We start from the raw sequence: 13,514 nt of genomic DNA, 5'->3' as shown, positions 1-13,514 counted from the left end.
GGTCTGGCACAGGGTTTAATGGTGCATCATGGATGCTATGTTAATACAGCATGGTACGGGTTTATTTTACGAAGAAGGAGTGAGGACATGGGCAAGAATGACGGGCAAAATAAAGTGCTTGCACAGAACAAAAAGGCTTCCCATGACTACTTCATTGAAGATACGTATGAAGCGGGCATGGTACTGACCGGCACGGAGATCAAGTCTATTCGCAACGGTCGTGCGAACATCGGGGATGCGTTTGCTACGATTCGCAACGGAGAGATTCATATTCACAACATGCATATTAGCCCTTTTGAACAAGGGAATCGTCACAATCCGCTCGATCCGACGCGTACACGCAAGCTGCTGCTGCACAAGGCGCAGATTCACAAGCTGCTGGGATTGTCGAAGCAGGATGGATACAGCATTGTGCCTTTGAAAATCTATGTGCGTAACGGGTATGCAAAGCTGTTGCTCGGACTTGGTAAAGGTAAGAAGCAATTTGACAAGCGTGAATCTGCTGCGAAGCGGGATGCTCAACGTGATATTCAACGTGCTCTGCGAGAGAAGCAGAAGGTTGCGCGTTAAGAGAGAATTATATTTCGTGCGAACCGAAAAGGTGTGCCCATCATGTGGCTGACCAGCTTCTCATGAGGAAGGGCACCGCGTGTTTGGAGCTGGGTTACGGTTTGTCTGTCGGCAAACTTGTTGATGGGTAATGAATGTAAGGAGTCCTCACGGCTTGCCATGTTTGGCGCAAGTGGGGATTTTTTAATGGTGGTTATTGCGTAAGGTGGCCTGATGGTGGGTAAGTTAATGTCATCAAGGGTGTCAGATTGGATTGGGAATGGAATGAAGAAGAATAGGATCAGGTATGAATTTAAAATGCTTTTGTTTGATACTTCTGGTGAAATCGACTTAGCATTATCTGCATGATGTGTGTTACTGGTAGTGCACGGTTCGCCGGATATTAATCTGTAGGATGAGGGTGTAACGGCACATATTACAGCATATGATGTGTGCTTGGGCAAACTTTACTTCCGATGATTGACGCGGTATAATATGTAGACGATTGAGCTTGATGTGTCAGGTTGAGTGATCTAATCAAGTCGGATATTGGATAACCTTACATCTGCGCTCAGTACACTGGATTGCCTTCCAGCAATCTGCACTATATCGGTGATTTAGGCTGTGTTATGATTATTCATGTAGCAGACAGGAATGCCGAGTATGTAAGAAACATCTTTTCACCTTGGAGGGACTAGATGTGCAGCACCTTTGCTCCGTATTCACGGATTAATCCTGGAGCCCTTCTTATATGAGGGGGCGTTTATGGATTCGACGGGGATAGTTCGAGCATGGGTAGCGGGTAGTGGGGACGCGTCCGCTTCATCAACGCTAAAGCCTATTAAACGGCAAACAACAAACAAACTACGCTTTCGCAGCCTAAGAAACTGTGTGCGTGCTTCTACCCTGCATCGCCCATGTGACAGGACTAGGGGCTAACAAGTAGTGGGATACGCTGTCACATCTCCGCCTGGGGTGTGCTGAAGAAGACAATCAGGCTGACCCAACGTATAGCCGGTTACGGGGCGATACTCGGGTGACATTAAAACTGTGACTACACCCGTAGAAGCTTATGTGTCGTTATCTTCGGACAGGGGTTCGACTCCCCTCGCCTCCATTCTAAAAACCCGCTCACTGAGCGGGTTTTTTACTTGTAATGCAGAAGATTATAGACAAAATATAGACATTAGATTCCTAAAGTGTATATATCGAGGATGTTGTAGACATAATGTCTATTCAGGATTGATATTATTTTATTAGGAGTAGGATCATTAATGATTGAGTTTAAGACAGGAAACTAGAGCTTTATACTTGTAAAAAGTTATGTAAAAAAGTAAGAACGACAGAGATGGACAATACAAGTGTAAAAGAATGGTATGATAATTATTGATATCAGATCGAATGCTACAATGAAAATGGACAAAAATTATTTCGTATGATTTTCTCATCTTCAGATGGATTCATTATTCCGAATTGGATAAATCATCAATATAGCCAGAAGAAAAGCGGATTAATCTCCAAGTGCTCCGTGATACGGCGATACGTCCATTTTTCTTCAAGACGTATCGCCTCTATTTCTATTGGTCATAAAAGCTTTTTTTAATACGGGAACTTTGATTGTTTAAGAAGAACTTGTCCTCTGGGGAATCCTGATCCACCATAAATAGTTACTGTGTAGGCACCTGAAGGAACAAGCGGCATAAGATTATTATTTATGAACTCTACTGTTGCACCTGCTACAATGTTTTCATCAAAAATAACTGTACCCTTACTGTTGTGCTTTACTTCTATTCTAAAAGACTGTGCTCCTGTATTTTTTACATTAAGTTTAATGTTTGGATATCCAATTTCCACAAAATAACCTTTTACAGGGTCCACTTGATCACCCACTAAATCCCAAGTTAGATGCATTTCCTTAGATGTATTAGGACTGGTTTCTATAATTTTATTTTCCTCTTCAAGTTTTAAAGAAGTACTATATTTCCAATAAACAGAAAATATTATAATAAGTGATAAAAGTAATAAAATGGCGCCTAGAACTTTTCTTTTCATTCATTTAACATTCCCTTCAATAAAATAAAATTTTATAGAATTCATTCAGAATCAATCTGATAGATATGACTTTATAATACACCTCTTTGCATACAGATGTTCCTATAACTTTATAAACAAGAAATAAGTATGTTTAGTCACCCTTAGTATAAACATTGGCTCTACAAGTTGAATTAGAACGTTTGCGTATGGAGAGTGCTTACTTATAAAAGTTAATTTCAACATTCAAACATAACCCGTGAGCATGAGCACTAACGAAACAAGGGGTAAAAATCAGATAACAACTCATTTTCAATTATAAAAGCGGTTACAAATGGCAATTTGTCGTGGTATAATATGAGGAAATTTATAATAATTTCTATATTTCTGCGGGAGGAGGACGTAGGAGATAAGAAGTAGGAAGGTAATGTTTCTGGGGTCAATTACGTTTAATATGCAGTGAAGTATAATTAGAATGGAGTGAATGACGCATGAACTTGAAAAAGTTATCGTTAGTGTGGTGTAACAGCTTGGATAAGATGTTGCTACTGCTCGCCCCTATCTTTGTAATAACTGCGGAATCTTCTGAATCTCATTACGTATCCGGTATGGATCATTCTAAAGGGTGGAATAAGGCATATGTTGGAGATATTCTGTTAAATTGTTGCCCTTCCACACATAATAGCCTATGACGATAGATACATTAGATACACAACAGATGTCGTTGCTGACGAGAAAAAAAGTGGTCAAAATTATTATGGACTATGGTTCCATTATATTCGGTCTCAAGCATATTATTGAGCAATTTGAATTTATCGAGAATGTAGTTATAAGCCACGGCCTGGATTCGGGTGACGTTGAACGGATGAAGCCTGATATTTTAATGCTGCAAGATTCGATTGCTTATCGATATGCCTCCCAACTGGCGAAGTGGAAAAGCAATGGAATTGTCGATCATATTATCGTTTTGTACGATAAAGATAGTGAACTGAGGGTAGATCAATTATGGAAATGTCAGATCGTCAGCTACTTGCCATCTTACTCAGATGCCAAACAACTGCTGATTGCGCTTGAAGGTCAATTGAGAGGTTTTTCTATTATACCTACCCATATTACCGAGCATATCGAATTAAGACAAAAATCGCAGAAATCGATGCGTTTACTGACTCAAAATGAGCAGCGGGTGCTCAAGCTGGTGGCAGCGGGGCGGACCAATACAGAAATTGCACAAGCCATGCATCTAAGTGTCCGTACGGTGGAGACATATCTGAACAAAATATACCGAAAGCTTGACGTACGTAACCGAGCAGAAGCGGTTTGCAAATATTATCAAATTAATGCACATTAATTCATCATACTATATAAGTTGAACTGTTCATTTACACGTTAACGGAGGGGACAGAAAAAACCTGAAAAAGCGGAGCGGTCGCCTGAAAGCTTTCTGCAAGAAAGCTACATCGGAAGCATAGGCTTATCACCGGATTTTCCCCTTTGGAAAAGGGAATCGAAAAAATCTGGGGATAACAGCGATTGGAAGGTTATTCTGTCATCGGAGTGGTGTGTGTAAAATCTGTAGTTCAACTTATACGAGCCGAAATCTGAGACATGAACAGTCTTGGTTTTCGGCTTTTTTCATCAAGTTTTGTAGTTATATGGAAAACCACATGGAAAAATGTGGTTTTTACGGATAGGCGGTCATGTCATCTTTGAATAATATAAATGTAACAGGATGTTGCTGATTGAGACAGTTCAGATTAATGGAAGGAGGTGAGAACCTATGAAGGCGTTGGAAATGATAGGCGAAATTAATGAACAGGAATTGATGGAATTGTCGGGTGCCACAGAAGTACAAGCTGCTTCTTCTTGGCCTTGTGCCATTGTTCCGCCAGTACTCATTTGGACAATCACAGATTCGGCTAATTCTTGCCCGTCGACAGCATGTTCTTCAAGATGCTAATTTTTTCGAATTAAAAAGGAAGGTGGGGATATCAAATGGTTACTTTTCATTCGGATCATCCATATATGAAGGCCTCATATGTATCGGAGCGAATTCCGGCTGGAGCTAATCCTCTCCGTCTGAAAGATCGTTCGGACACATTGTTATCATGGATGGGACAATCCAAAGCAACCGAGCAGGAATTCGCAACAAGGTTACAATCGAAAGGCTTGAATCTTGACGAGTTCAATCACTTGCTCGCTAACAAAGATATCCCCGCCACCTTACATACAGGGTGGATGGATGATCTGGATTCAATCTTAGACCAAACACCAGAATCCTGGTTGACTCAATATGTACATATGGGAATCGGTGTTGTAGTACTTCCTTTTTTATACGAATATTCTGAACAAGTACGGCGTTGGTTCTCGCTCTCAACCACAGAGAAAATCCTGCAGGAACCCGTCTTGAATTCGTTGCAGGCAGGCTTCTTGCGTGACTTGCGAATGGTAGCTGATCGGACGAGTGTCTATATGTATCACTTGGCAAAGGAGCAGGAGGCTGAACTGACGCTCGAAACGTATGTGAAACGGTTAGCTTCCGGAATGACTGAAATCAGAAAAATGTTAGAGCAGTTCCCTGTGTTGGCTAGAATTTTGACAGAGATGTCTCTTCGAGCGGCCAATAATACGATTGAAATGTTAGAGCGATTTCAGAATGATTATGACGAGATTGCTGCAATGTATTTTGATGGAAAGCATCGTCGCTTGAAATCAGTACAGACCGGTGCAGGTGATAGCCATCAAAATGGCAGAACAGTCACTATTCTGGAATTTGATTTGAACATCAAGTTGATATACAAACCGCGTTCGCTGGATACAGATCTTGCTTTTGCCGGTTGGCTGCGTTATTTAAAGAATAAAGGACTCCGTTATGAGTTAAAGGGACCGCTGACTTTGTCTAAACAGCAGTACGGTTGGCAGGAGTTCGTGGAGCATCGTGCCTGCCAGAATGAAGCTGAAGTGAGAAAGTTTTATTATCGCATGGGTATGCTCTGTGGAATTTTGTATGGTTTTCAATCTACGGACATGCATTATGAAAACATCGTGGCTTGCGGTGACATGCCCTACATTATCGATTATGAGACGCTTCTGGCGAATAATATATATGATGAAGAGAAGCTGGATTTCCCAATGTCCATGCTTTACCGAAGTGTATTTCTTTCAGGCTTAATCCCTGTTGGACAAGTGTTCCGTTCCCAGATTGATTTTGATCTAAGCGGGATCGGCGGCAAGCCAGACCAAACCTCAACAAATATGAAAGGTTGGGTGCTCAAACAAGACAATACGGATGAAGTCCAATTTGTAGAAGTGCCTTTTAAAACGGCTCAGCTCCAACACCTGGTACAACTGAATGGCCAGACGATTGAGCCAGTTCGCTATTTAGCAGAGATTAGCGAAGGTTTTAGGGAAATATATCAGATCATGGCGAATGAAAAGGAAACCATAAAAAGAGAAATTCGAGAGCGGTTTGGTAAGTTGACAGGGAGAGCCTTGTTGCGTCCAACATTTTTATACGGTCGCTTCTTGGCAGCATCCCAGCATCCGAAGTATTTACGAAACGGGTTAGATCGCGAGAAATTGCTTGAAATGTTATGGAATATCGTGAAAGTTGATAAGCGTTTCGAACAGATTGTACCCACCGAGATTGATGATTTGCTTAACAATGATATACCGTACTATACCTTTCCGATAGACGGCACGTGTTTATACACGAGTGATCAAAGGAAGATTCCGAATATATTCCAAAAAACGTGCTTAGCATGGATTGAAGAAAAACTTGACCGGTACAGTGAAAAAGATTTAGCTAACCAGTTGCACTTATTGCAATACGCTATTCATTCCGCTCAGGTCGAACATATGGAATTGCCTGAAATGGAAGCCTTGGACTATGTGGAATCACTTCCTTTAACATCGAGTAAATTTGATCCGACAGCTACGGCAAGAGATATAGCGGATTATCTACTTGATTACCGATTAACAGAGCAAGGTCATTCAACCTGGCTGGGTCTCAGAAATCAAGATAATCGCTTCCGCTTGACCTTGTTGGATTTCTCACTCTACAGTGGAACGTTGGGAATTTCTATGTTTCTCGGCCTTATGTATGTGCAAACTGGAGATTCTGAATATAAAAATGTCGCCATGGAGAACTTTCGATACGTCATTTCTGTTTTTGAACGGGTTGCGGATGATGAATTACCACCATCGGTGTTTAATGGTAGAGGCTCCGTTGTCTATGCCGGGTTTTTCCTGGATGCGCTCTTTGACTTTCCTGAAGCACGTGAAGCAGCCAGATTGCAGTTAACAAAGATAAAACAATATTATGCGCAACCACTGCCTGCTCAATCGGTGGACGAACTGCAGTCAAATCTGGACTTTCTCGATGGATATGCCGGGATCATCACGTTATGTGTGCATATTTGGGAAAGGTTTGCGGAACCGGAAGCTCTTGAGACAGCACGTATATATGCAGAGAGGCTCTGTCAGCACTTGAAACAGGATCAAGCAAAATTGGTCGGCTTCGCCCATGGTTCCTCGGGGATGATATATGCTCTTCGAAAGATAGAGGCATACGACTTGCTTTCCCCTGATGAAGACGTGCTGAACACCTTATTGCAATTTGAGCGAAGCAATTATGACTCTACACGAGCCAACTGGATGGATCTGAGGGGGCATGTAGAGGACCCGTTGGGCTCGTATTATTGGTGCCATGGAGCTCCGGGTGTGCTATTAGGCCGCAGTGAGTTAGATGAACCAATTGATGAGGCTGAGAGATTGAAGCTGCTGAACGCTATGCTTGAACACGCAGCATCTAATCCCAGATTATCTTTATGCCATGGTATTTTCGGAATGATGGAGATTCTTCTGAGCTTGGCTAACAATCCAGGTTGGCAAGCGTCGAGCTCAATGATTCATGATGCGATATGGGGTCTGGTCAACAGAGCGAGTGTCTCCTCCCAGATTGAGGGCATGAAAGATCGCGGTTTAGTAGGGTTAATGCTGGGCGTTTCTGGAATTGGCTGGACCTGCCTGCGGCTTGCGAACACAGAACTCCCATCTGTGATGACGCTGCAATTTCCAGCCAGAACCGTCTCGATCACGGAACAGGCGAATCCCGTACTTGCTGAGGAGGGGGCGCGTTGATTCGAAAACGGAACATTCCGTTCATTGAACAGATGAGTCAAACGGAATGCGGAATTGCATGTATGGCGATGCTCTGTGCCTATTACGGAAAACATGTAACCTTATTTGAATTGCGCGATCGCATTGGCAGCGGCAGGGATGGAAATACATTATATGATCTGAAACGGTTAGGCGAAGATCTAGGTTTGGAGGCAAAGTGCTACAAAATTGAAGATTTGAATCTATTATCCCAAATGAAAGAGCCGTTAATTTGTTTCTGGGAACAAAAACATTATGTCGTATTGGAAAGGATTAGCCCGAAATATTACTACATTCTGGACCCTGCTCAAGGGCGAATGAAATTAAATAAAGAACAATTCATGCATTCTTTTTCTAATTATGTCCTGCATGGTAAACCGGGCACCTTGTTTCAACAACAAAAGCCAAAGAGTCTATGGAAGCCGTACTTGGAAATGTTATGGAAAAAACCGAAATTGCTCACATTTATGCTGTTCACCAACTTGTTGCTTCAATTATTTGTACTGATTTCTCCCATCTTTGTACAGCAGATGATTGATAATATCGCAATTCAGGATAATAGCAAGTACATAAATATCTACTTGCTTGGAATGATTGTTTCGTTCGCACTATATTTTGTTTTTGCACTCATTAAAAATGAAGTATCCATTCATGTGTTCAAATATTTAGATCGCTCGATGTCCTGGCAGTATTTTCGTCACCTGCTTGTGATTCCGTACAACTTTTTTCAGATTCGCAGCACAGGTGATCTGATGTATCGTTTCTCTAATTTGCGATCTATTCGGCTGATCCTGTCCAACCAAGTCATGAAAAGTATTTTGGATGCGATTTTGTTCATCGTCATTGTGAGTTATATGCTTGTGAAATCGCCATTGTTATCCATCTATGTATTTTTGTTTGCAGGAATGCTCTATATCGGGATTCAACTGTTAAGGCCGCATTTACATGAAGCAAGCCGTAATGAACTGTCTAAAGATACCAAGCTGTTTTCCTATCAGAACGAATCTGTATCAGGTATTTTAAACATCAAAATTACTGGAGCGGAAGAGACAGTATCCCAGCGGTGGAAATCATACTATGACCATTTTGTTAAAGCATTTGTCACTCGCGAACGGCTGTATGGTATTTTAAGCGCATTTTCTGGCGGATTGACCATGTATATGCCTCTGTTCATCATCTGGATCGGTGCGGGTCATGTAGCAGCAGGAGGCTTGTCCTTAGGGGAATTGATCGCTTTTCAAACCATAGCGGTTTACTTTATAACCACTGCGAATTCACTGATTTTGTCCTTGGAAACATTTTATCAGCTAAAAGTGTATTTGCGAAGAATTCGGGATGTGGTAGATACCCCGGCTGAGGTGCCAGATGGAACGAGGTTGCTCCAGGTAGAGCTGACAGGTGAAATTGTTTTTGAGCGGGTATCCTTTGCCTATACGGCGTATTCTGAACCTGTATTAAAGGATTTAAACTTTCAAATTCAAGCAGGTCAGAAAATCGCGATCATCGGGGCTTCTGGATCTGGAAAAAGTACATTGGCAAATTTACTTGTAGGTTTGTATCGACCGAGTGAAGGCGAAATCTACTATGGTCCGCATCGGTTGGAAGAGCTCGATAAACCGTATATTCGTCAACAGATGGGGATCGTTAACCAACAACCATTTATGTTCAACCAATCGATTTTTGACAATATTAAAGGCAATAACGAGCAAGTAACGATGGGTGATATCGTTCAGGCCGCCAAAGTGGCGCAAATTCATGAGGAAATTATGAACATGCCGATGAAATACGAAACTCTATTATCAGAGAACGCTCAAAATATGTCCGGCGGACAAAGACAGCGATTGGCCATTGCCAGAGCCCTCGTGCATCTGCCCAAAGTTATTGTGTTCGATGAAGCAACCAATGCGTTAGACAGCATTAATGAAAAGAAAATTGATGAATTCCTATCACAATTGCAATGTACAAGAATTGTAATTGCTCATCGACTGTCAACGATTATGGATGCCGATCAAATCTTTGTGATGTCAGACGGAAGCATCGTAGAGAAAGGAAGGCATGATGAATTAATTCAAAAGAGCACCTATTATCAAAATCTGGTTGAAGCCTATCGCTTTATGGATATGAAAGGAGGTGAGAAACATGTCGTATCAAGCGTTGAAAAACCCGTATTCCAGAACTCATAACAACGTACTTCCCATTGAAAATCCGCTTGTTGAATTGAAAGAGGATGAACTCTTGAAAGCGGGCGGTGCAGCACAGCCGCAATGGGTAGAAGTCATCATTACGACTTTAGGATGTGCCGCTGCGAGTTATTTCATGGGTAATCCAGGGCATGTATGTACATTGACGGTTGAATGTCAGAAGTCTTGTAACTGATTAGGCAAAGAATAGAGAGACTGAAGGTTTTTACCTCGTCTCTCTATTATCATTTTTGGGGGTGATTCGATGTCCATCTTCAATTCAACGATCGCATACAATGCGCTTTATATTCAAGAACGTAAATTGTGCGAACCGATGGAGTCTGATGCTGATCTGTCTTTGGTTATCCCATATTGGCAACAACTTTTAGATTTTGGAAACGAGCAGTCTTTCCAATCTCATATTGAGCGCCACTATCAAATCGATATTTCCTTTCTTCGTCGCCACTTTTCTGCAGGTTCACCTGGTTTTAGTAAAGTGACTTCCCTCGATTCTGCAGCATCAAGCTGGCTTGAATGTATTACACACATTTTTGATAATCCGCTATTACAACAAGAGGATGAAACCGATTATAAGCGGGATATGGAAGGAACGGACTTATCAGCTTTTCCGTTTCATAGATTTTATGAAATTTTTGTTCGAGAGTTATATTTTGATTTGTTTAGAGACAAAAGTATAACTGCCAAGACGACGATATCCCGGCTGGCGAAGCATAATATTATTCAGTATTACCTCGATCTATTGTATGCAGTAACACACAAGACCCTTATGTTAGAAATTAATTACTTGCGGATGGAAGGCAAGCTGGAAGGGGAAAGCCCCGAGCAAAGATATTTAGCCTATGTAAAAGATTTCCTTGGAGATAAGAACTATCTCCAGAGCTTGGTGGAAGAGTATCCGGTCATGTTTAGGCTAATCGCAGAAAAAACTCGAAATCTCAAACAATTTGTTCGTGAAATCATCGCTCATCTGGAGCAGGATCGATCTGAATTACAGCAACAATTTGGTCTGAGGGAAACCGAAATTACTCGATTTATGCTGGGCAGTGGTGATGCCCATAAACAAGGGAAAACGGTAGTTATTCTTGAATTTGGTTGTGGTACGAAGTTAGTTTATAAGCCTCGTCCTATGGGAATTGATGAAACATTTCAGCGATTTTTACATTGGATGAATGAGCAGGTGCATGACGGGAAACCACTTCGGACAGTCGGCGTGTTGAACAAACGCCAGTACGGCTGGATGGAGTTTATCCCTTACCAGGCTTGTATATCGAATGAAGAGCGCAAGCGGTTTTATTACCGTCTAGGTAAACTGCTGTCTGTGCTACATACGATGAATGCTACAGATTTTCACTATGAAAATATTATCGCGAATTTGGATCAGCCTGTATTAATCGATCTGGAATCGCTGTTTCATCATACGATGAGTAAGGATCATGATTATACAAAAAGTGGCGCTATTAATCGGGCGCTTACCTTGATTCGGGATTCGGTTTTATCGACTGGCGTAGTACCCACTAACATCAATCGAGAGCAGACGTTTGACATTAGTGGAATCGGTGGAATAGGAGAGCAGCAAAGCCCCTTTCAAATTCAAACAGTAGAAGGTCAGAATACAGATGAAATCCGCTTGGTTAAGCAATTTGGCAAGCTGAATTCCGGGAACAATACCCCTCTATCAACAAACGATAGAAACGGGGAAGATGAGATTATGAACTATCTGGACGATTTGTCAGACGGTTTCCGCTCAGGATATAACGTATTCCTTTCTCAGAAGGAAGAAACGGCAAGACAACTGGAAGCATTCAAGGATTGCGATATCCGCAAGATATTAAAAAGTACAATGATTTACGGCAAGTTGCTTCACTTGAGCTATCATCCTGATTTTTTGCGCAATCAGTTGGACCGGGAGTTCTTGCTTAATCGAATTGCTCTTTCAGCGGATCACTTGGATCAACAAATTATTAGGGCCGAGATCGCCGACTTGTTAGAGGGGGACATTCCATACTTTTCTGCAACGCCTTGCGGCACATGGATACGGGATTCACGTAGTCAGATGATTAATGGTGTATTTGTTGAGGATGGCCTAACGAGAAGCTTGCAAAAATTATCCCAGCTTTCCAAAAGTGATTTAGACCAACAGATACAGATTATTAAAGCAACCGTGTCTGCGGTGTATGCCAAGGAAGATATTAAGATTGTTCAGTTGAAAAACTGGAAAGTGTCTGAATCCGAACCGATTAATTTGCTTGATAAGGCAAAGATTATTGGAGATATGTTAATCCGTGAGGCCATTCAATATGAAGGGGAGCAAGGTTTGGAATTTTGCTGGACCAGTATGGTGACCAAGGGAGGAAGGAAATATTTCTGGCAATATTCCGTGACTGGGCCAGGTATATACGATGGTAACCCAGGTGTTGCCTTGTTCTTTGCCCAACTTTGGAACTTGACGAGGGAAGATGTATATCGGGATGCGTGTATGGCTACCATTCGACCGATTCAAATGATTTTGGAAGAATTAATCCATCCAGATCAGATCAATTTGGGGGCATTTTTGGGTTTAGGCGGTATGGCATACGGTTTTGCACAACTGAGCAGTGTGTTAGGTGATCCAGCTATGAAGCAAAGCGCTGATCGTTTATTAAAGGAAATCCCCAGATTGCTCCCGCAAGATCGACTGTATGATTTGATTGGAGGTAGTGCCGGTGCATTGGCTGTTATAGCAAGTATGCTTGAACAGAATCAAGAAGATACCTGGTTAATTGACATTGGGGAACAGATTGTAAAACATCTGATTCAATCCGCTGCTCCAATGGAGATCGGGGTAGCGTGGAAGCCGGGGAACTCTCCCGAGAGTCCGTATATCGGTTTTTCTCATGGAAACGCGGGCATCATCTTTGCGTTATGTCGTTTTATGCCTTGGTCTGGGCAACAAGCAGCCATCCATAAGATTGTGCGGGATGCAATTGATTATGAAAACCGTTTTTATGATGAAACGGTTGAAAATTGGTTCAGTGAACATCTGAATCACCATTCCATTGCGTGGTGTCATGGTGCGCCTGGTATTTTGCTTTCACGTATAGAAGCCGTCCGGCGTCAAGTTGATCACGGGTTACTGGAGCGTGACTGTCAAGCTGCCTTGGCGACAACTCTTGATGTATCGTTAGGCAGCAATTTTTCATTATGTCATGGAAACCTGGGTAATCTCGATGTGTTGCTGCTGGCTTCAAAAAGTTTAAACGCACAACAACAATCCTTGATTAAAGCAAAACAAAGTTCAATACTGGATGATTTGTTCCACTGTTCTGATGTCATTCATGCAGACATAAACGCCATAGGCGTGATGAATGGTTTAGCCAGTATTGGATATGGACTGTTAAGAATAGCAGAACCGCAACACGTTCCCTCCCTCCTGACTTTAGAACTAAAAGGGCCGAAGGGGGCCGTTTCCCCCAGTGGAGACTCCTCTCGGTTGGCCAATGCAATGCGAAGCAAATAGTAATTTATTTCTTACCTAATGTAATATATTCTTGACTTTAGGTAAGGAATAATTTACAATTGCTGTAAAGGAGGGAGTGA

At 42.0% G+C, this 13,514-nt stretch carries 8 protein-coding genes and 1 other RNA gene; 8 read left to right on the top strand and 1 reads right to left on the bottom strand.

Translation table 11 applies throughout. The features are described 5' to 3' along the window. The first annotated feature begins 87 nt into the window (after positions 1 to 87). Together smpB and ssrA are read left to right on the top strand one after the other, a co-directional pair. Positions 88 to 570 carry an SsrA-binding protein SmpB gene (gene smpB, locus ACQSGY_RS23505; RefSeq protein WP_111270227.1) on the top strand — a complete coding sequence of 161 codons (483 nt, stop codon included), beginning with the start codon at positions 88 to 90 and terminating at the stop codon, positions 568 to 570. A gap of 734 nt (positions 571 to 1,304) precedes the next feature. Beyond that, positions 1,305 to 1,669, top strand: a transfer-messenger RNA (tmRNA) gene (gene ssrA / locus ACQSGY_RS23500). A gap of 479 nt (positions 1,670 to 2,148) precedes the next feature. Here the strand turns inward: ssrA and ACQSGY_RS23495 are convergent. Beyond that, the gene (locus ACQSGY_RS23495) at positions 2,149 to 2,601 is read right to left on the bottom strand and encodes a hypothetical protein (protein WP_427181131.1); all 453 of its coding nucleotides are present in this window, start codon (positions 2,599 to 2,601) and stop codon (positions 2,149 to 2,151) included. Positions 2,602 to 3,298: 697 nt separating this feature from the next. On the opposite strand from ACQSGY_RS23495, the gene ACQSGY_RS23490 reads away from it, so the two are divergent. The 6 genes from ACQSGY_RS23490 (at position 3,299) to ACQSGY_RS23465 (ending at position 13,434) form a co-directional block, all read left to right on the top strand. Continuing rightward, positions 3,299 to 3,928 carry a response regulator transcription factor gene (locus ACQSGY_RS23490; RefSeq protein WP_427181129.1) on the top strand — a complete coding sequence of 210 codons (630 nt, stop codon included), beginning with the start codon at positions 3,299 to 3,301 and terminating at the stop codon, positions 3,926 to 3,928. A 429-nt stretch (positions 3,929 to 4,357) separates the two neighbouring features. Further along, complete coding sequence (locus tag ACQSGY_RS23485; RefSeq protein ID WP_427181128.1) at positions 4,358 to 4,537, top strand: class II lanthipeptide, LchA2/BrtA2 family; 180 nt, start codon at positions 4,358 to 4,360, stop codon at positions 4,535 to 4,537. A 35-nt stretch (positions 4,538 to 4,572) separates the two neighbouring features. After that, a complete protein-coding gene (gene lanM / locus ACQSGY_RS23480; protein ID WP_427181127.1) occupies positions 4,573 to 7,719 on the top strand; it encodes a type 2 lanthipeptide synthetase LanM in 3,147 nt (1,048 codons plus the stop codon). Next, positions 7,716 to 9,920 carry a peptidase domain-containing ABC transporter gene (locus tag ACQSGY_RS23475; protein WP_427181125.1) on the top strand — a complete coding sequence of 735 codons (2,205 nt, stop codon included), beginning with the start codon at positions 7,716 to 7,718 and terminating at the stop codon, positions 9,918 to 9,920. Before lanM ends, ACQSGY_RS23475 begins: the two co-directional genes overlap by 4 nt. Continuing rightward, entirely contained in the window at positions 9,877 to 10,113 is a 237-nt protein-coding gene (locus tag ACQSGY_RS23470) for a plantaricin C family lantibiotic (RefSeq protein ID WP_427181123.1), read from the top strand. The genes ACQSGY_RS23475 and ACQSGY_RS23470 overlap by 44 nt, the downstream gene beginning before the upstream one ends. Before the next feature lie 69 nt (positions 10,114 to 10,182). Then, on the top strand, positions 10,183 to 13,434 hold the full coding sequence (locus ACQSGY_RS23465) for a type 2 lanthipeptide synthetase LanM family protein (protein WP_427181121.1): 3,252 nt from the start codon (positions 10,183 to 10,185) through the stop codon (positions 13,432 to 13,434). The last annotated feature ends 80 nt before the right edge of the window (positions 13,435 to 13,514 follow it).

The sequence above is a fragment of the Paenibacillus sp. TC-CSREp1 genome (assembly GCF_050171015.1).
GTDB classification, from domain to species: domain Bacteria; phylum Bacillota; class Bacilli; order Paenibacillales; family Paenibacillaceae; genus Paenibacillus; species Paenibacillus silvae.
This window is presented reverse-complemented; position numbering and strand designations above follow the sequence as displayed.